Source organism: Nocardia arthritidis (assembly GCF_011801145.1).
Classification (GTDB): Bacteria; Actinomycetota; Actinomycetes; order Mycobacteriales; family Mycobacteriaceae; genus Nocardia; species Nocardia arthritidis_A.
Genome location: NZ_CP046172.1, coordinates 6,011,939 through 6,032,023 on the forward strand (window position 1 = coordinate 6,011,939; position 20,085 = coordinate 6,032,023).

The following is a 20,085-nucleotide window of genomic DNA, read 5'->3' on the forward strand; positions in this document are numbered from 1 at the left end:
CGGCGTTGCCCGCCGCCGGTCGGCTCCGCCGCCGTACCACCCCCGTGGCATCAAGAGGAACGGCCGGGAACACGGGAGTAGGAACACAACTGGGCCTCATACACCGTAGGCTGACCGGGTGAACCCCAGTGAACCTCCCGACTCCGAATTGCCGACGTTGCGGGATCCGGTCCTCGTCGCCGCCTTCGAAGGCTGGAACGATGCGGGCGACGCGGCCAGCGGCGCGGTCGAACATCTGGAACTGATCTGGGACGCCGAACCACTGGCCGAACTCGATTCCGAGGATTACTACGACTACCAGGTCAATCGGCCGACGGTGCGTCAGGTTGACGGCGTCACCAGGGAGATCCAGTGGCCATCCACCATGCTCTCGGTGTGCTCGCCGCCCGGCAGCGACCGCGACATCGTGCTGCTACGCGGTATCGAACCGAATATGCGCTGGCGCAGCTTCTGCGCCGACCTACTGGAGTTCATCGAACAGCTGGGCGTCCAGACGGTCGTCATACTCGGCGCCCTGCTGGCGGACACACCGCACACCAGGCCGGTCCCGGTGACCGGATCCGCCTACAGCAAAGAGGCGGCCGAACGGTTCAACCTGGAGCAGACCCGATACGAGGGTCCCACCGGCATCACCGGCGTACTGCAGGACCAGTGCGTGAAGGCCGGTGTGCCCGCGGTGTCGTTCTGGGCCGCGGTGCCGCACTACGTTTCGCAGCCGCCCAACCCCAAGGCGACCATCGCGCTGCTGCACCGCGTCGAGGACGTCCTCGATATCGAGGTCCCGCTCGGCGAACTGCCCAAGCAGGCCGAGGACTGGGAGACCGCGGTCAACGAGATGACCGTCGGCGACGACGAAATCAGCGAGTACGTACGGTCTTTGGAGGAGCGCGGCGACGCGGCGCTGGATCTGAACGAGGCCATCGCCAAGATCGACGGCGACGCCATCGCGGCCGAATTCGAGAAGTACCTGCGGCGCCGGGGGCCGGGCAGCTTCGGGCTGTGACGGGCGGCCCGGCACTGTAGCACCGGTTCACCAGAAGTTCGCGGGGGGCCACCCGAAGGATGTAATCGGCTCGCCCCGTAGACTTCTCGGGGTGACCATCTTCCCGATCGTCGCCGGCCTGAACGGCTACGACGACCGGATCGCCGTCCTCTGCTCTCGATCTGCCTCGGCGAATGTCACAGCGGCGGAATCGGTGACGGAGGATTTGCAGCGGGTCACCTACGCGCGGCTGGCGGCACTCGTCGCGGAGTACGCGAGCACACTCGGACCGAACCGGCGTCTCGTCGCACTGGCCGTGCGCAACGACCTCGATTCCCTCGTCGCATATCTCGGCGCGCTGGCCGCGGGCTGCGCGGTGCTGCTCACCGCCGAGATCACCGATGAGCTGATGCGGATCTACGACCCGGATGTGGTGCGCGATGGCGGCGTGACCCGGATCCGCCGGGCGGTGACGAAACACCGGCTGCATCCGGATCTCGCACTGCTGCTGAGCACTTCGGGTTCCACCGGGTCGCCCAAGCTGGTGCGGCTTTCGTACCGGAACCTGTTCGCGAACGCCGCGGCCATCGCCGCGTACCTCTCGCTCGGCCCGGACGACCGGGCGGCCACCACGCTGCCCATGTTCTACTGCTACGGCCTATCCGTGGTGCACAGCCATCTGCTTTGCGGCGCAAGCCTTCTGCTCACCGAACGGTCGGTCTTGGACGACGAGTTCTGGGCCGAGTTCCGCGGGCACCGCGCCACCTCGTTCGCGGCGGTCCCCTACACCGTCGAACTGTTGGAGCGCATCGGGTTCGACCGCATGACGCTGCCCGCGCTGCGCTACATCACCCTGTCCGGCGGCAGGCTGGCGCCCGCGCTGGTGCGCCGGTACGCGCGGCTCGGGGCAAGTGCCGGTTGGGATTTCGTCGTCATGTACGGCCAGACCGAGGCGACGTCGCGGATGGCCTACCTTCCGGTCCGGCTCACCGCCGCGCATCCGGACTGCGTCGGCGTCGCGATTCCGGGCGGCCGGTTCACCCTCGAACCGGCCGATGGCGAGGATGCGCACGAACTCGTCTACCACGGCCCGAATGTGATGATGGGCTACGCCGAATCCGCCGCCGATCTGGCGCTCGGCCGGACCGTGCGCGCGCTGCGCACCGGCGATCTCGCGCAGCGCACACCGGAGGGCCTGATCCGCATCGTCGGCAGGCGCAGCCGCTTCGCCAAGCCGTTCGGGCTCCGCATCGATCTGGAACGGCTCGAATCCGGGCTGGCCGCAGCGGGATTCAGCACCTGCTGCGCCGAGGGCGACGCGGGCCTCGTGGTCGCCGTGCGCACCGACGGCTCGGCCACCGATCCGACCGCGCTCGTCACCGAACTGAGCGGTCTGCCCGCGAGCGCCATCCGGATCGTCCCGGTCGGCGAATTGCCGCGGCTGGCAAACGGAAAGCTCGACTACGCGGCCGTTCGTGGGCTATCCGCCCCGGCGCCCGAACTCGCCGATATCCGGGCCATCTACGCCGACGCGCTCGGGCTGCGTCCCGAATCCATCGCCGCCGAACGCACTTTCGGCGAGCTCGGCGGCAATTCGCTGACCTACGTGCACACTTCGGTCCGGCTCGGGCGCGTCATCGGCGCACTGCCCACCGACTGGCCGGATCGCACCGTCGCGGAACTGTCCGCGCTCCGTGCCGGCGAGACGGGTAAAGCCAAGCGCCACAGGCATTTCAGCCGGACCATCGACACCGCCACCGGACTGCGCGCGGCCGGTATCGTGCTGATCGCGGGCACCCATATCGGCCTGTTCCAACTGCTGGGCGCGGCCCACGTGCTGCTCGCCGTCGCCGGATTCAACTTCGCCCGGTTCGCGCTCACCTCGGTGCCCGGGCCCGCGCGCACCCGGCACGCGCTACGCACCGCGGCGTTCATCGCGGTGCCGACCGCGCTGTGGGTGGCCGCGACGCTGCCGTTCACGGATTACTACGGCTGGCAGAACCTATTGCTGCTCAACAAGATTCTGGGTCCGGCCGAGAGCAGCACCGCGGGCCACCTGTGGTTCCTGGAGGTGCTCGTCTACTTCCTGATCGCCGCGGCGCTGCTCATCCGGCTACCGCTGGTGGACATGCTGGAGCGGCGCGACCCGTTCCGGTTCGCGCTCGGCCTGCTCACGGTCGCGCTGATCTTCCGGTACCTGCCCGTCGGACCGTATTCGTCCGCGGATGTGCCGTATTCGCCGCTGGCCGCCTGGTTCTTCGTCGTCGGCTGGGCCGCGGCCAAGGCGACGACGACGTGGCAGCGCGTGCTCGTCGGCGTCATCGTATTGGTAACGGTGCCAGGCTATTTCGCCGATGCCGAACGCGAGCGGCTGGTCATCGCGTGCCTCCTGCTGCTGGCCTGGCTGCCCGCACTGCGGGTGCCGGTACCGATCGCCGGGGTGGCGGCGCTGCTGGCCGACGGCTCACTGTTCGTCTACCTGTTGCACTGGCAGATCTATCCGCTGTTCGGAACACACGACAGCACAGCGCTTTTCGCCTGTCTTGCCGCTGGGATCGCGGCGAGTCACACGGTGGCGCTTATCCGACGCTGGGTGTTCGCGAGGAGCCGGAAGACGTCAGCGTTCGACGGTCCAGACCTGGGCCGCCGCGTCCTGGGCCAGCTTCGCGATGAGGATGTCACGCGGAATCGTCTGGCCGGCAAGGTGATCGAGTGAGGGCACCACGACGTGGTGCGCGTCCGCGCGCTGCAGCTCCCGCGTCAGCTCCGCAAACGCCGTGCCGTCACCCGATGTCGATTCATGGAAAGTTGCGGCGAAGCACAGGCCTTCGGCACGGGCGAGGGTGCTCATCGCGTTCTCGAGCTCCTCGCTGTGCCCATCGGCCAGATCGTCACGCAAATATCCATAGATCAACGCTTCCACCCGAACCTCCGTTGGATGTGGGGATCGCTGTTCTCTTCGTGGATGACCCCCGGCAGCATACCCGTCGGAGGCGTTGCGCATGTGCAAGTACAAATGTTCTTGCATCTGGGGTTTGGCAAACTCTCCGCGCCCAATATCAGGATGCGGAACGCCAGCATGCAAATGCAGCTGTCAACCCGATGACATCTATCTGCCCTATTCGGGCCACCAGACGTTAACTGGTGCGATACTAGGGGCGTGGCCGCTGGAGACGATCGACCCGTCTGGGCTGTCCGAATGCGCTCCGAACGCGATGCCAGGGGGTGGTCACAAGCAGACGCCGTCCGGGTGATGCGCGCGAAGTCTTCGCACAACCTGCCGACCGACAGTACGTTGCTACGCAATTGGCGGCGGTGGGAGTCGGGCGAGTCGCGCCCCGACGACTTCTACGCACCCATCATCGCCGCCGCGTTCGACACCGTGACCGCCGCCTTCTTCCCCAAGGCCCGGCCCAATCGCGACGACGAATTGCTCAGTGCCACAGGGATGGACACGCTCGAATTCATCGGACGACTGCGCATGTCCGATGTCTCGGCGGCCACCCTGGACGCCATCCGGATCACCGCCGAGCGGCTGTGCTGCGAGTATCCGATCGCCGATCCGCACGAGTTGCACACCGAGGGCACGGCGTGGCTGCGCCGCATCACCTCCCTGCTGGACGGCAGACTTACTCTGTCGCAACACCGGGAGATCCTCGTACTGGCCGGTTGGGTCGCGCTGCTGGTCGGCTGCGTCGACTACGACATCGGGCGGCGCACCACCGCCGAGGCCACCCGCCGCGCCGCGCACTCGCTCGGCCTGGAGGCGGAGAATCCCGAAATCACCGGCTGGGCAGCGGAAATGGCCGCTTGGTTTGCCCTTACTCAGGGTAACTACCGGGGTGCGATCGAGGCGGTCGACTCGGCCATCGACACGAGTCGGCAACTCGGCGTGGGTGTCCAGTTGTCCGCGCAGCGGGCCAAGGCACTCGCCCGGCTCGGCGAGCGCAAAGAGGTGGAGAACGCGCTCGGCGAGGGCCGAGCAATCTTGGAGCGACTCGACCATCCGGCCAATCTGGACAATCATTTCGTCGTCGATCCGCAAAAGTTCGACTTCTACGCGATGGACTGCTGCCGGGTAGCCGGCGAGGACCGGCTCGCCGAATCCTATGCGCGCGAGGTGATCCGGAACTCGACGCGGGCCGACGGCACGGTGCGCAACCCGATGCGGGTCTCCGAGGCGCACCTCACCCTCGCCGTCGTCGCGGTCCGCAACCGGGATCTGGAGCTCGCGGTGGACGAGGGCATGCGCGCCTTCGCGGGCAAGCGCCGCTCGCTACCGTCGCTCATGTGGATCGCGGGCGAGACCGCGCGGGAAATCATCGAACGCTTCCCCGGCGACCCGCGCACCCGTATCTACCTCGATCAACTGCGCTCACTGTCCGCCGAGTGAATTCGGACCACCCCGCGTCGCGCAGACCAGCGCGGCGCGGTTCCCGTTCGCACGGTGCCGAATCACACTCAGCCGGAATGACGGATCCGCAACCGACCCAGCCAGGGCGGAGCGAGTGTTATGAGCGACGTCCGCGACGCGGCGAATCAGAAACAAGCTATGCCGTGGCAAATTCGTCGGTGCTGACCACTACCCTGTTTCCGGTGACCGACTCCACCGACGATCGGCTACGGCTGTTCTCCTTCGCCACCGCCGAGAAACGCGCAGAGTACCTGCTGGTGCTGCGCGCCTTCGACAGTGCGCGCGCGGCCTATGTGGTGTTGCTGCACGCCGACGATGTGGCGCGGTGGATCGAGCGCGATAGCCAGGGTCAGGACACGGCGGCGGTCGAGTGCCTGTCCGGCGCGGAGATCGGGCCGCTGCTGGAACAGTTACATCAGTGGGGCGTGTTGCAGCGAAGTTATGACGGCACCCGCGCGGCAACCCTGGCGGAATACCGGAATCGGCACTTCGTGTATCAGTTCTCGCAGGCCGGATTCCAGGCATACCGGGCGGTCGCCGGTGTCCTGGACGCGCGCTTGGACGAGGCGTCGCTGTCGCGGCTCGTGCTGCCGGAACTGCTCGCGGATCTGCAAACGCTCGCCGAGGTGAATCGGGCGGGCGACGCCGAGCGGGTCTATCGGACGCTGCGCAGGCTGGATACCGCGCTCACCGAGATGGCGGCGCGGGCGGCGCACTTCTATCTCTCGCTCGGCGATCTGGTGCGCACCACCGAGATCACGCCGGAATCCTTTCTGGCGCACAAGGATGCGCTGCTGGCGCATATGCGCGAGTTCAGTATGGATCTGGCCAGGTTCGCGCCGCGGCTGGCCGCCGCCATCGCCGCCATCGAGGAGACCGGCGCCGATGAGCTGATCGAGCGGGCGGCCCGCTGCGATGAGCGGGTTCTGCTGAGTTATGCTGAGCGGCAAGCGGATTGGCGCGCACGCTGGCAGGGCCTGCGGACCTGGTTCGTCACCGTGCCGTCGGCGGACGGCTCGGGGGAATCCACCGAGGCGGATCGGTTGCGCGAGGCGACGATGAGCGCGATCGCCGCGGTGTTGTCGCTGCTGCGGCGGGTCACCGAGACGCGCAGGGGTGGGGTGAGCCGAGAATCGGCGCTGCGGCATCTGGCGGGCTGGTTCATCGCCGCGCCGACGGCCGACAGCGCGCACGCACTGTTCGACGCGGTATTCGGTTTGGGCAGGCCGCGGCATCTGGCCATGGAACATCCGGACGCGGAACTGATTCCGCCGATGCGCTCCTGGTGGGAGGCGCCGCCGCTGGAGATCTCGCGCACGCTGGCCGAGACCGGCCGACCGCCCTCACCGGGCGCGCCGGCCCGCATCCAGCGCAACGACGCCGGGATCCGGCGGCTGCGCGAGGCGCAGCTGGCGGCGCAGCGGGCCAGGGCCGAGGCCGCCGCATCGCTGGCCGCGGCGGATGTATACGAGCGAGTGCTGGACGAGCGGGAGACCGAGGTGCTGTTGCGATTGCTGGACGCGGCGTCCACCGCGTGGGTGCCGGTGAGCGGAAGGGTCGGCGGCACAACGGGTTCCGACAGCGGTGTCACGCTGACGGTCTCCGAGCACAGCGGTTCGACGGTGGTGCGCACCGCGCGCGGGCTGCTGCACCTGAACAATCGCAGGCTCGAGGTGCGGCCGACGCATCGGCGCGGCGGGAACGGCAAGCGCGGATGATCCAGGCGCGCAAGATAGATTCGCTGGCGCTGGACAATTATCAGCGCGCGGCGCGGGTGGTGCTGGCCAATCATCTGGTCACCAGAACCTATCCGGACCGGATCGCGCTGCCGCTGATCCGGCGCTGGGCCACCGAACTGCGCGAGGATCTGGCCGAGCTGTTCGGCTACCGGCTGGAGGTCACCGAGACCACGGCGCGGGTCTTCCCGCTGATCGATCGGCTGGATCCGGGTAAACCCGCGCGCACACTCGCCGACCGGATCTTCGACCGCCGCCGCTACGCCTATCTGGCATTGGCGCTGGCCGCGCTGGGCCGGGCGGGCGATCAGATCACGTTGTCGGAGTTGGCCGATCAGGTCGCGGCCTATTCGGGCCGGGTGGACGGGCTGGAGCTGTCCACCGATCGCGCCGCGGACCGGGACGCCTTCGTCGACGCGGTCGGCTGGCTGGCGCTGCGCGGCGCGCTGACCCTCGCCGACGGCGACGCGGGCGGCTGGGCGGCCGATCCGGAGGCGGGCGAGGCGCTCTACGACATCGACCGGCCGGTGGTCTTCGCGCTGTTCCGGCCGCCGCGTGCGCTACAGCATCTGCACAGCGTGCACGGGCTGCTCGCGGAGGAGCCCGCCGCACCGGCCGATGCGGCGCGCCGAGTGCGACGCGCGCTCGTCGAACGTCCGGTCGTATATCTGGAAGACCTTGTGCCGCAGGAACGTCCGCTGCTCGGACAGGAGCGGCTGATCGCGGAGGTCGAACTGCTCACCGGGCTGCGGGCCGAGCGCAGGGCCGAGGGCGTCGCGCTGATCGACGTCTCGGGGCGGCTGTCGGATATCCGCTTCCCGAGCACCGGGACGCTGGCCCAGGTGGCGTTGCTGCTGGTCGGCGAGATCGCCGATCTGGTGCTCGATATCGACAACCCGGTCGAAACCCGCACGGGCGCAACGGAACCGGACTCGGCACTGGCCGAACAGCTGGACGCGGCGATTCCGGAATCCACGCTGTTCGCACCGCTCGCCGAGCTACCGCTACCGGATAACGAAGCGGCCGAACCGGATTCGGTGGACGAGGCCGAGGAGGACGCGGAACCCGAAGCGGCGCCGACATATCCGTACCTCGCCATGACGTGGGTGCGGGAAACGGTGCAGGCGCTGGCCGACCGGTACGGCAATACCTTCGCCGCCCAGTGGCAGGCCGATGTGCCCGGCCTGACCGCCGAGGTGGTCGCGCTGCTGGAGCGGCTGCGCCTGATCCGCACGGCGGACGACGGACTGCTGGTGCTGCCCGCGCTGGCGCGCTATCGCGGCGCCGTGGTGACCGTGCGCACCAAACGCGCCGAGGAGCTTTTCGTCACAGCCGCCGAAACCATGGGCACGGAAGGGATTTGATATGACGCTCATCCACGGCGGGGTCCGATTCGTGCCGACCCGGGCCGGCATCGTGAACCTGTGGGACTACCGCGATCAGGAGTTCTGCTTCGCCGACGGCCGCCTGGTGCTGCGCGGGCCCAACGGTTCGGGCAAGACCAAGGCGCTGGAGGTGTTGTTCCCGTTCGTATTCGACGGGCGGATCGAGCCGCGCAGGCTCAACCCGTTCGCCGGTGAGGAACGCACCATGAAGTCGAATCTGCTGTATCGCAAGCAGGAATCGGCCTACTCGTATGTGTGGATGGAGTTCGCGCGCGGCGACTGGGACGATCCGGAGGTCGTCACCATCGGTATCGGCATGCGCGCGACCCGCTCGTCCGACAAGGTGACCCGCTGGTATTTCGTCGCGGACGGCCGTGTCGGCGTTGATTTCTCGCTCATCGGCCCGGACGATCGGCCGTTCACCCGCAAGCAGCTGGCCGACGAGATCGGCACCGACGCCATCGTCGACCGGCCGGTGGAATACCGGGCCGCGATCGATGCGCGAATGTTCGGCCTCGGCGTGCAGCGCTACGACCAGCTGATCAATCTGATCCTCACGCTGCGCCGCCCGCAGCTGGCGAAAAACCTCGACCCGCGCGGACTTTCGCAGGCGCTCACCGACGGCCTGCGCCCGCTGGACGAGCAGCTGATCCTGGACGCGGCCCGCTCGTTCAGCGATATGGAGGAGGTCGGCAAGACGCTGGAGGGCCTGGTGCACGCCGACAGCGCGACCAGGACCTTCGTCGACGTATACCGGAAATACCTTGCGGTGCAGGCGAAGACGGATGTGGACCAGGTCCGCTCCCGGCTCGACGCGGTGACGCACGCGAGCACGGCGTTGTTCGCGGCCACCGCGCTGCGCGAGCGCAGGGAGGCCGAGCGCACCGCCGCCGAGACCCGCGCCGAGGACGCCGACCGCGCGTACGAGCAGGCGCTCAACGATCGCGAAACCCTGCAGCGCTCCAGCGCTTACGAGGGTAAGCAGCAGCTCGACGACCTGGCCGACGCGGTGCGCAGGCTGGAGACCTCGGCGGCGGTGCACCGGGACAAGGCGCTCAAGGCGCGCCAGACGCTCGACCAGCGGGCGCAGGAGGCCGAGCGGGCCCGCTCCTCGGTTCAGGCGGCCGCCGCCGCGCTCGCCCGGGGTGAGGACGATCTGCGCGCCGCGGCCGAGGAGGCCGGGATCACCTGGGTGACGCCCGCCGAGGACGCGCGCGCCGACCAGCTGACCACCGCCGTGCGCGGGCACGCCGAGGAGCGCGACGCCGATGTGCGCGCGGTGCGAAAGACGTTGGCGCTCATGGATACCGCCGCCGCCGAGCGAACGAGGGCGGAGCGGCTCGCCGATCGCGCACGGGAACTGCGCGAAACCGCCGCGGCCGAGGTCGCGCACGCGGAGGCCGCCGTCGCGCTGGCTCGCACCGAGGCGTCGGCCGCGCTGCGCGCCTGGTGGCAGGAGTATCGCGCGGTCTACTCCCCTATCCAGGACGGCCTTTTCGACGCGCTCGACGCCACCATCGCGCAGGCCGGATCCGATGCGGCGACCATGCCCGCGGAGGTGCTGGCCGAGCGGTCCGAACCGCTGCTCGACGAGATACGCAATCGCCGTCAGGAGGCGCGCGCCGGGGCCGCCGCCGCGACGGCCCGGCTCGCCGGGCTGGCCGCGGAGCGGGACCGGGTCGCGGCGCAAAGCGACGATGCCCCACCGGCTTTCGCCGCCCGCACCGGCACCCGCGAGGACCGGCCCGGCGCTCCGCTGTGGCGGCTGGTCCGGTTCGCCGACGGCGTATCGCCCGCGGCCGCCGCGGGTATCGAGGCCGCGCTGCAGGCCGCCGATCTGCTCGACGGCTGGGTGTGCGACGAACCGCCCGCCGATTACACCTCGGATCAGTTCCTGGTGCCGCTCCCGGCCGGCGCCCGGCCCAAGGGTCGCACCCTCGCGGATGTTCTTGTGGTGGAAGAGGATTCGGCACAGCTCACGGTGCCGCGGGATACCGTCGCCGCGGTACTGTCCTCGATCGCGTTGTACGAGAAGGATTCCCAGCTCGACGGCGGTATCGCGGTCAGCAAGGCGGGCGGCTTCCGGCAGGGTGTCCAGATCGGCCGCCATCACAAGGCCGATGCCGAATTCATCGGCGCGACGGCCCGGGCCCGCCGCCGCGAGCTGCGCCTCGCCGAATTGGCCACCGCCATCGAGGCGGCCGAGGCCGAGCGCGACGAGGCGCTGGCGGCCGAGGCCGCCGCCGAGACCGAGCTGGCGCGAATCTCGGCCGCCGCCAAGGCCTTACCGCGCCCCGGCGCGGTCATCTCGGCGCTGCGCGCGGTCTCGGAGACCGCGGGCATGATGCGCTCGCGCGCCGAGGCCGCCGCACAGGCCGAGCGCGATCTCGACCAGGCGGTCGCCGAGGCGACGGCCGTTGACAAGAAACTGCGCGCCGCGGCGGTCAAACACCGAACCCCGCGCGAGGCACGCGAACTCGACGCGCTGGCCGCGGCCATCCGGCATTTCGAGAACACCGGCACCGCGCTGCTGCGGCTGCGCGCCGACCACGAGCGGGAGCGCGAACGCGAACGCGAGGGCAGCGACCGGCACGACGAGGCCCGCGATCTGGCCGAGGCCTTCGCCGAGGAGGCCGAGGCCGCGCAGGCGGGTTATGACGAACAGCTGCGCAAGCTGGAGACGCTGCGCGAGGCGCTCGGCGCGAGCACGGCCGATATCGATCGCGAACTCGAACAGGCGCGGGCGCGGATCGAGGCGGCCAAGGCCGAACAGAAGGCGGCCCGCAAGGCGGCCAACGAGGCCATCGAGGCGGTCGGCGATGCCGAGGCCGCGTACCGCACCGCGCACGAATCGCTCGGCACCGCGCTCACCGAGGTGCTCGCCGACGTGAAAGCCCTTGCGCCCTATGCCCGCCCGGATCTGCTCTCGCTGCTCGGCGCGAATCCGGACAGCCGGTGGCCGAGCAGCGAGGCCGCCTGGTCCACGCCGGAGCAGCTGCTCTATCGCATCAGCGCGGCAGGCCCGGAACAGGAGCCGAGCGTGCTGCCGGACGAGGTCGCCGAACTCTTCGAAAATCTGTCCGCCGCAACGGCTTCGGTCAAGGCCACCGAGGCGAACCGGAAGTCGACGCGCAGCGCGGTGACCTCGGCGCTGCAGAAATTCGATGCGGCGCTGGCCGGTTCGGGCCGCGACTACCGGCTGCAGTGGGATGCCGCCGACGGGCTCACCGTCGTCCAGGTCACCGACGACAACGGCGTCGCGGCGCTCGCCGATTTCGCGGCCCGCATCGATGCCGCCCGCCGCGATCAGGAACTGCTGCTCACCGACGCCGAACGCCGCATCCTGGAGGACGCGCTGCTCACCGGCCTGGCCCAGCAGATCCACGAACGCACAAGCGACGCACGCGATCTCATCACCCGGATGGGTACCGAGATGAAGCAGCGGCGGATGTCGTCCGGCAATACCATCGGCGTGCACTGGGTGCTCGCCGATACGCTGTCCGAGGCCGCCCGCGCCATGTGCAAGCTGCTGGACCGGGACGCCTCCGCGCTCACCCCGGAGGATCTGGCGGCCATCCGAGCGCACTTCGCGTCCGAGATCCGCGCGGCGCGGGCCGCGCACCCGGAGCGGTCGTATCCGGAAATCCTGGCCGCCACGCTGGATTACCGCGCCTGGCGGGTGTTCTCGTTCACCATCATTTCCGGCGACGGCAGCGAGGACAAGCTCACCGTCGCCCGGCACAGCGCGCTGTCCGGCGGCGAGCAGTCGGTATCGCTGCACCTGCCGCTGTTCGCGGCCGCGCACGTGATGCTGGATTCGGCCGATCCGCAGGCGCCACGGCTGCTCGCGCTGGACGAGGCGTTCGCCGGTGTCGACGATAACGGCCGCAGCGAATTGCTCGGCCTCAGCGTGCAATTCGACCTCGACCTGTTCATGACCGGCTACGACCTCTGGATCACCTACGCGCATGTGCCCGGTTGCGCGCACTACGATCTGGCCCATTCGACGGCCGAGAACACCGTCAGCGCGACGCTGCTGGTGTGGGACAGCGGCGAACTGCTCGCCGAGCACGACGGAACGGATCTGAGCAAGGCGCTCGGCTCACCGAACCGCCGCCGGGTGGCGCACACCATCGAGGGCGGACTGACCCTGCAGAGCGTCGGCTGAACGGCCGGCGCCACAACACATTTGGAACGAGTTTGACTTACGCACTACCCCGGAAGGTCGCCGCGGCGACCGTGATCGGCACCACCATGGAGTGGTACGACTTCATGCTCTACGGCACGGCATCGGCGCTGATCTTCAACAAACAGTTCTTCCCGACGCTGAGCCCGGCCGCGGGCACGCTGGCCGCGTTCAGCACGTTCGCGGTCGGCTTCGGCGCGCGGCCGATCGGCGGGCTGCTGTTCGGCCATTTCGGCGACCGGATCGGCCGTAAGGCGACGCTGGTGGTCTCGCTGCTGCTGATGGGTGTGAGCTCGACGCTGATCGGCGCGGTGCCGAATTACGCGAGCATCGGATTCTGGGCGCCCGCACTGCTTGTCGCGCTGCGGTTGCTCCAGGGCATCGGGCTCGGCGGCGAGGGCACGGGCGCGGTGGTGCTCTCGATGGAGCATGCGCCGCACGGCCGGGTCAACCGGTACGCGAGCTATCCGCAGCTGGGCACGCCCGCCGGTTTGATCATCGCCAATGCCGTCTTCCTCGGCACCAGCGCGCTGCTGCCGGATGCCGCGTTCCTGGACTGGGGGTGGCGAATCCCGTTCCTGCTCAGCGCGATTCTGGTGGGGCTCGGGTTGGTGGTGCGCCTCGGCATCGACGAATCGCCGGTATTCGCGACCGCCGCCGAACGCGGTGAGCTGGTGGCCTTCCCGCTGCGGGATTCGTTGCGGCTCGGCGTGGTTCGGCTCGTCCTCATCTCGCTGGCGACCATCGCGACCGGTGCGGTGGTCTACCTGTTCATGGCGTTCACGCTGACCTACGGCACCAAGGCCATCGGATACAGCCGGAATTTCCTGCTGCTCGCGGTGATCATCGCGTCGATCGTCTGGTGCGCGACCATGCCGCTGTGGGGTGCGCTCGGCGACAAGTTCGGCACCAGAAGGGTTTTCGCATTCGGCATGGCCGCGCTGCTGGTGTGGTGCGCGGTCTACTTCCCGCTGCTGAACACCGGTAATGCGGTGGCGGCGTATATCGCGCTGCTCGGCATGGGTGCCGTACTGCCGATCGGGCACAGCGTCGGCGGGATCATCGTCGCCGAGCTGTTCCCGGCCGCGGTCCGCTATTCCGGCGCCTCCCTGGTGATTCAGGTCTCGGTGGCGCTCGGCGGCGGTTTCGCGCCGTTGATCGCGGCGGCGCTGTGGGATGCCACCGGCGGCTCCGGCGGCGTCACCTGCTACGCGATGGGGCTCAGCGCGCTCAGTTTGATAAGCACGGTACTGCTGGCTCAGACCGGAAGGCCGAGCGCGCCCGCCACCGCCGCGGTGAGCCGGTCGGTGACCCGTTCCGGCGACCAGCCCCGGCACACCGTCAGGTCGTAGATCACCCGCTCGTCGAAGACGGTGATCCACAGCAGCACCGCGTAGGTCGCCTCGAAGGATGCGGCTTCATCCTGTGCCACAAGGGATCCCAGTACATCGGCGAGGATGTCGTGCAGCGCGGTGATGGATTCGTCACCCGCGTCGAGTCGCTCGATGAAACCCTTGTTGCTGCGGATGTGCCGCACCGCGGGCCCCCAGCGCATCGCCTCGGCCACCCAGACTCGGCAGAAGTCGTGGAAGCGCGCCGTCGGCTCGGCGGCGGGGTCGATCGCCCCGAGGGCCGCGACCAGCTGTTCGATCGCCCGCCGATGGAAGGCCTGCATGGCATCGAGCGGTGTCGGGAAATGCCGGTACGCGGTCGCGACGCCGACCCCGGCCGCCCCGGCGAGTTCCGGGACGGAGAAGCCGAGGCGGCCGGATTCGAGCAGGCCGCCGACGGCGTCGATCAGCATCGCAATGCTGCGCTGCGCGTCACTGCGCGTCTTCGCCGGTCCGCCGCCGCGGGTGGTCTCGCCGGTCGAGAGTGCCACTCGACTCAGCCGCCGGGCCGGAGGTTCGATGCCGGTCGTATCCGGCATATCCGCACGAAGTCAGCTGTCACGTTGGCAACCACCCGACCATCCTCCCTCTCGGCATGGGTTGTGCCACGCAGACCACACCTTTCGCCGTTGAGTAGAGAAGATATTCTCAATTGTTTATGCTACAGGCGAGAAGATCTCCTCAGTTAGGAGGGCGGATGCGCGCGACGGCCCCGGGTGTCCTACTCGTGCTGATCATGGCCCAGCCGAATCTGGCGACGGGCATGATGCCGTACTACCGCCACGCCTGGGGGCTCGCGCCACTGCTTATCACGGTGATCTTCGCGGCCTACCTGTTCGCGCTGGTCCCGACGCTCGCGCTGCTCGGCACCCCGCCGTCGCGCGCGGGCTGGTGGTGGCGCATCGGACTCGGCAGCGGCTGCGGCATCGCCGCGGATATCGCGATGAGCCTCGCCGATTCGGCGGCGCCCGCCTGTGTCGCGCGGATATTCGCCGGGCTGTCGGTCGGGCTGGTGACCGGATCGCTGGCCGGGCTGATCCTGGAGCGGTCCGGGGAACGCGGGCGCACCGCGATGGCCACCGCGACGGTGCTCGGCTCGGCACTCGGCACCATCGGGGCCGCCTGGGCGGCGCAATATCTGCCCCGGCCCGGCGTCACCGCATACGCCGGTCATGCCGTGTTGTTGGGAATCGTTGCGGCCGTTGTCGTTTCGAGCCGCACACCGATCGAGCGCGCACCGATCGACGCGGCGCGTACCGCACCCCCGAGCACCGAACCGCCGATCGCCGGATATCTCAACGGAATCGCCGCATGGGTTTCGGCCGGATTGGTGGTGGCGCTGCTGCCGAGTTACGGCGCGGAACTGCTCGGCACCGGCAATCTGGCGCTGCTCGCACTGCCGGTGACCCTCTACCTCGTCAGCGCCTGGGTGGTGCAGCGGGCCGTGCCGCCGAATGTCCTTCCCGCCGAGCCGATTCTGGGTCAGCTCAGCATTATCGGCGGCATCGCGCTCGCGGCCGCGGTGGCGCTGGCGCCGAATCTGTTGCTGCTGCTGGCGGGCGCCGCGCTGGCGGGCTGCGGGCAGGGCATCGCCTATCGCACCGGGCTGCGCATCGTCAGCGCGGCGACGCCGCCGGATCGGCACGCGCGGGTCGCGGCGCGCTACGCGGCGGTCGCGTACCTGTGCGCGGCCGTCGCCACCATCGGCTTCGGCGTCGTCGCCACGGCGGGCACCATGCCGCTCGCCGTCGTCGCGGCGGCGATCGTGCTGTGCGCGGTGGCCGCGGCGACCGTACTCGTCCGCGGGCGTGCGACGGCGCGCGTCCCCGTCGATTCCCCGGCACCGACTACGACAACCGCATAACCGGACTCGATCCGCATTACGCCCGAATTCCGGCATTCGCCGGATAGGGCGCGAATATTCGCGATTCGGCACATCGGCCCCGATCGCGTATTTCGCATGCCTAATTCCGGTGCCGCATAATATCTTTCATCTCGAATCCGGAAACAGGCTCGTTACTTTCGTTCATCGCGGGATAAAGACCCGATGTTTCACTTGAATACGGCCGAACGAAAAGTATTTTCGGCCTTGCTTATTCGGATAGTGAACGGACCCCGCCATGGCCGCACCGACTCGACTCGGCCCGAACAATCCCGCAGCCCCCGGCGCACCGCCGACGGCGAATAACGAACTCAAACGCTCACTCGGGCGATTCGACCTGATCGCCATGGGCGTCGGCACCATCGTCGGCGCGGGCATCTTCGTCACCACCGGTGTCGCCGCGGCCACCAAGGCCGGGCCCGCCATCGTCCTGTCCTTCGTGCTGGCCGGGCTGATCTGCGTACTCGTCGCGCTGTGCTACAGCGAACTCGCCGCCATGACACCGTTTTCCGGCAGCGCGTACACCTACACCCGGGCCACCATGGGCGAGACGCCCGCCTTCCTGGTCGGCTGGAATCTGCTGCTCGAATACGCGGTCGCCGCGGCGGCGGTGGCCATCGGATGGTCCGGATTGTTCGGTGCGGCACTGCATTCCCTTTTCGGTGTGACATTGCCGCACGCGATAAGCGCCGGACCGTCGGACGGCGGTGTACTGAACCTGCCCGCCGTGCTGATCACCGCCGCGATCGTCGCAATTCTGGTGTTCGACGTGAAAGTCACCGCGGTTGTGGTGAAAACGCTCGTCGCGGTCACCATCGGGGTGCTGGTTCTCGTTATCGCGGTCGGCGGCCCGCATATCGAACCCGGGCGCTGGTCACCATTTCTTCCGTTCGGCGTCAACGGAATCGCCGCGGGCGCGGCACTGGCCTTCTTCGCCTATCTGGGCTTCGATATCGTCGCCACCTCCGCCGAGGAGACGCGCAGGCCGGCGCGCGATCTGCCGTGGGCCATCATCGGTTCGGTCGTGGTGGCCACCGCGCTGTACGTCGCGGTGAGCGCGGTGCTCACCGGTGTCGCGCCCTACGAGAGCCTGGACAATGCCGCGCCGGTGGCCACCGCACTGGCCGCCATCGGTGCGGGCTGGATCGGCAAGGTCATCCTGGTGGCCTCGGTCGTCGCGCTCACCAAGGGTCTGCTGATGCTGTTCTACGGGCAGACCCGGCTGATCTTCGCGATGAGTCGCGACGGCATGCTGCCACCGGTCTTGTGCCGCACCAGCTCTCGCGGTGTTCCGGTGCGCACCGGCCTGGTGCTCGGCGTGATCATCGCGGTGGTCGCCGGGCTGCTGCCCATCGCAACCGTCGCGGAGCTGGTGAATATCGGCGCGCTGTTCGCCTTCGTCACCGTGGCGATCGGCGTGGTGGTGCTGCGCCGCACCGCGGCCGATCGGCACCGGCCGTTCCGGGTGCCGTTCATGCCGGTCGTCCCGATTGCCGCCGTCGCGGGATGCGCCTGGCTGGCAACCACTTTCGAGGCACTCACCTGGCTGCGCTTCGCCGTGTGGAGCGCGGTGGGCGCGGCCGTCTATTTCGGTTACGGCCGTGGTCATTCCGTGGCGGCCCCGACGAAAGGTCGAGCGTGACAGCGCAATTGGACAGCATGTATCCCACCCGGGTGGATTTCGGCACGGTCGAGGAGATCCATCGGGCAGCGGCGGCCGCACTACCGCCGGACGTCTTCGATTTCGTCGAGGGCGGCGCCGGACGGGAAAGTACGCTGCGCGCCAATCGGGCGGCCTTCGAGCGCTGGCGCATCCTGCCCGAGCCGATGAGCGGCGTCGCGGTACCCGACACCCGCACCGCCCTGCTCGGTATGCCACTCGAAATCCCGGTGCTCACCGCGCCGTTCGGCGGTGACGCACTCTTCAACCCCGCCGGTCATCCGGCCGTGGCCACGGCCGCCCAACGGCACGGTGCGCTGTCGATCGTGCCGGAGGCGGGCAGCTTCTCGTATGAGCAGGTCCGAGCCGCCGCACCGGATGCGGCCCGGATCGCGCAGATCCACCCGTTCGCGCACGCGCCCGCGGTCGCCGAGCGGGTGCGCAGGGCCGGGTTCGCCGCGCTCTGTGTGACCGTCGACTGCGCGGTCGGCGGCTTCCGCACCCGGAATATGGGTAACCGCTTCGATCCGGATATGCGGCATTTCGGCGGCAATCTCACCGGGCGCGACGGCGCGCCCGGGGTCGCCGAGGTGTTCGGACATCTGCTGAAACACGGTGCCACCGCGTGGAATTGGGCCGATCTGCGGGCGGCCGCCGCGGAATTCCGGCTGCCGTGGATCGCCAAGGGCATCTTGACGCCCGCGGCGGCCGAAATCGCGGCGGCGGCCGGTGCTGCGGCCATCGTCGTCTCCAATCACGGCGGCCGCCAAGTGGATCCGGCTCCGGCGAGCCTGGAGATGCTGCCGTCGATCCGGGCAGCGGTGGGACCGGACATCCCGATCCTGTTCGACAGCGGAATACGCACGGGCAGCGATATTTTCATCGCCCTCGCACTCGGCGCCGACGCCGTGGTGCTCGGGCGCGCCACGATATACGGCCTGGCCGCCGCGGGCGAGGCCGGGGTGAGCCGGGTACTCGAACTGCTCACCGAGGAGCTGCGCACCCTGATGATCCTGTCCGGCGCGGCCACCATCGCCGATATCGACGGCTCTCGGCTGCTGGCGGTGCGGGAATGAACGCCCCGTTCCCCTCGGCCCGGCTCGGCTCCGGCCTGGTGTTCACCTCCGGACTCGCCTCGATCGACCCGGCCACCATGACGCCGAAACACACCGAATTCGCCGATCAGCTCGAAGACGTACTGCACCAACTGGATTCGGCGCTGATCGGGGCGGGCAGCTCGCGTGAGCGCACCCTCAAAATCGACTGTTATCTGGCGGATCGCCGCTGGTTCCCGGCCTGGAACGCCGCATTCGCCGCGTTTTTCGGGGCCACCGCGCCCGCCCGCACCACCACCGTCACCACGCTGCCCATCGACGGGCTGCTCATCGAAATCCAGGCCGTCGCCGTCGCGGGCTGACCATCGAAATACAGGAGAATCCACCATGACCGCAGCAACAACGATCGCACTGTTCAACCAGCCCGAAGCGCCCGGTCTCACCATTCGCGATGTGATCGAGGGCCAGACCGCCGCCCAATTGGTCGTCGCCGCCGACGACTGGGGTTGGTGGGCAACGCTTTTGAACGGCGACTCGATCGCGCCGACCAGCGGTATCCAGCACACCGTCACCGAGGGCCTGGTGCGCGCCGGATTCCTGACCCGGCGCGGGCACCGCTTCCAGCTCACCCACACCGGCCACGACATCGCGAAGAATCGCGGCTTCATCCGGGTCGCGACCCGCGGCTGGGAGCCGACGTTCCGGCAGCTGTCCGGCAACGGCGACCGGCCATACATACCCGCCGCCACCGAACCGGCCGAGGTGGCCCGCGGCTGCACCGATATCGCGCGGCGACGCCCGGAAATCCTGCAGGGCATCGGACGTGCCATCGCCGCGCGGGAACCGGGCTGCACCATCGATCTCGGCTGCGCGGGCGCCGGGCGGGTGCGGGCGCTGGCCGAGCTCGCGCCCGCCGAACGGTTCATCGGAGTGGATATCGAGGACGAGGTGATCGCCGCTGCCGCCGCCGAAATCGCGGAATCGGCGGCGGCCGACCGGATCCGGCTCTTCACCGGATCCGTGCAGCCCGGCGATGCGATGCCCGACTGGCTCGCGCTGATCGACCGCGACGCGGTGACCACCGCGATGTCGTTCTTCCTGCTGCATCAGCTGGCCAGCGACGGCGGCGGCATCCTGGCGGTGCTCGGCGCGTGGATGGACTGGTTTCCGAATCTGCGCCGACTCGTCGTCGGGGACGGATATCTGCTCGACGCGCCGCAGTGGACGGCGCAGCCGTGGTTCGCGCCGACCTACGAGATCTACCACACCATCACCGGTGTCCGGCTGTGGACGCGGGAGGAGTACGAGCAGGCCTTCCACGCGCTGGGCTGGTCGGTCGCGCGCAGCTTCGATGATCACACCATGCTGGTGACGACCATTCTGGAGCGCTGAAC

Annotated in this window: 14 protein-coding genes; 12 read left to right on the plus strand and 2 right to left on the minus strand. The window is 69.0% G+C overall.

Annotated elements, in window-relative coordinates; genetic code table 11:
- The first annotated feature begins 118 nt into the window (after nucleotides 1-118).
- Both F5544_RS26995 and F5544_RS27000 read left to right on the plus strand, forming a co-directional pair.
- Nucleotides 119-1,003, plus strand: coding sequence for a PAC2 family protein (locus F5544_RS26995; RefSeq protein ID WP_167475778.1), 885 nt, complete (start codon nucleotides 119-121; stop codon nucleotides 1,001-1,003).
- Nucleotides 1,004-1,094: 91 nt separating this feature from the next.
- Complete coding sequence (locus F5544_RS27000; RefSeq protein WP_167475779.1) at nucleotides 1,095-3,698, plus strand: AMP-binding protein; 2,604 nt, start codon at nucleotides 1,095-1,097, stop codon at nucleotides 3,696-3,698.
- On the opposite strand, the gene F5544_RS27005 is transcribed toward F5544_RS27000, so the two are convergent.
- Nucleotides 3,600-3,905, minus strand: a complete 306-nt coding sequence (locus F5544_RS27005; protein WP_167475780.1) for a hypothetical protein — start codon at nucleotides 3,903-3,905, stop codon at nucleotides 3,600-3,602. The two genes, F5544_RS27000 and F5544_RS27005, sit on opposite strands and share 99 nt — an antisense overlap.
- Before the next feature lie 276 nt (nucleotides 3,906-4,181).
- Here F5544_RS27005 and F5544_RS27010 point away from each other — a divergent pair, with 276 nt between their 5' ends.
- The 5 genes from F5544_RS27010 to F5544_RS27030 all read left to right on the plus strand — a co-directional run bounded on the left by F5544_RS27010 (nucleotide 4,182) and on the right by F5544_RS27030 (nucleotide 14,055).
- Nucleotides 4,182-5,375 carry an XRE family transcriptional regulator gene (locus F5544_RS27010; protein WP_203217360.1) on the plus strand — a complete coding sequence of 398 codons (1,194 nt, stop codon included), beginning with the start codon at nucleotides 4,182-4,184 and terminating at the stop codon, nucleotides 5,373-5,375.
- Between the two features lie 203 nt (nucleotides 5,376-5,578).
- Complete coding sequence (locus tag F5544_RS27015) at nucleotides 5,579-7,114, plus strand: TIGR02677 family protein (RefSeq protein WP_238846686.1); 1,536 nt, start codon at nucleotides 5,579-5,581, stop codon at nucleotides 7,112-7,114.
- Nucleotides 7,114-8,496: a DUF2398 family protein gene (locus F5544_RS27020; protein WP_167479509.1), complete on the plus strand. Its 1,383-nt coding sequence runs from the start codon at nucleotides 7,114-7,116 to the stop codon at nucleotides 8,494-8,496. The genes F5544_RS27015 and F5544_RS27020 overlap by 1 nt, the downstream gene beginning before the upstream one ends.
- Nucleotide 8,497: 1 nt before the next feature.
- Nucleotides 8,498-12,685, plus strand: a complete 4,188-nt coding sequence (locus F5544_RS27025; RefSeq protein WP_167475782.1) for a TIGR02680 family protein — start codon at nucleotides 8,498-8,500, stop codon at nucleotides 12,683-12,685.
- A 32-nt stretch (nucleotides 12,686-12,717) separates the two neighbouring features.
- Entirely contained in the window at nucleotides 12,718-14,055 is a 1,338-nt protein-coding gene (locus tag F5544_RS27030; RefSeq protein ID WP_275106968.1) for an MFS transporter, read from the plus strand.
- On the opposite strand, the gene F5544_RS27035 is transcribed toward F5544_RS27030, so the two are convergent.
- Nucleotides 13,962-14,633: a TetR/AcrR family transcriptional regulator gene (locus F5544_RS27035; RefSeq protein WP_167475783.1), complete on the minus strand. Its 672-nt coding sequence runs from the start codon at nucleotides 14,631-14,633 to the stop codon at nucleotides 13,962-13,964. The genes F5544_RS27030 and F5544_RS27035 overlap by 94 nt on opposite strands.
- A 158-nt stretch (nucleotides 14,634-14,791) precedes the next feature.
- On the opposite strand from F5544_RS27035, the gene F5544_RS27040 reads away from it, so the two are divergent.
- The 5 genes from F5544_RS27040 (at nucleotide 14,792) to F5544_RS27060 (ending at nucleotide 20,083) form a co-directional block, all read left to right on the plus strand.
- Nucleotides 14,792-15,958 (plus strand): hypothetical protein, encoded by a 1,167-nt coding sequence (locus F5544_RS27040; RefSeq protein ID WP_167475784.1) that lies wholly within the window; start codon nucleotides 14,792-14,794, stop codon nucleotides 15,956-15,958.
- 256 nt (nucleotides 15,959-16,214) lie between these two features.
- Nucleotides 16,215-17,618: an amino acid permease gene (locus F5544_RS27045; protein ID WP_167475785.1), complete on the plus strand. Its 1,404-nt coding sequence runs from the start codon at nucleotides 16,215-16,217 to the stop codon at nucleotides 17,616-17,618.
- Complete coding sequence (locus F5544_RS27050) at nucleotides 17,615-18,712, plus strand: alpha-hydroxy acid oxidase (protein WP_167475786.1); 1,098 nt, start codon at nucleotides 17,615-17,617, stop codon at nucleotides 18,710-18,712. The genes F5544_RS27045 and F5544_RS27050 overlap by 4 nt, the downstream gene beginning before the upstream one ends.
- Nucleotides 18,709-19,053, plus strand: a complete 345-nt coding sequence (locus tag F5544_RS27055; protein ID WP_167475787.1) for a RidA family protein — start codon at nucleotides 18,709-18,711, stop codon at nucleotides 19,051-19,053. Before F5544_RS27050 ends, F5544_RS27055 begins: the two co-directional genes overlap by 4 nt.
- 25 nt (nucleotides 19,054-19,078) lie before the next feature.
- Nucleotides 19,079-20,083 (plus strand): hypothetical protein, encoded by a 1,005-nt coding sequence (locus F5544_RS27060; RefSeq protein ID WP_167475788.1) that lies wholly within the window; start codon nucleotides 19,079-19,081, stop codon nucleotides 20,081-20,083.
- The last annotated feature ends 2 nt before the right edge of the window (nucleotides 20,084-20,085 follow it).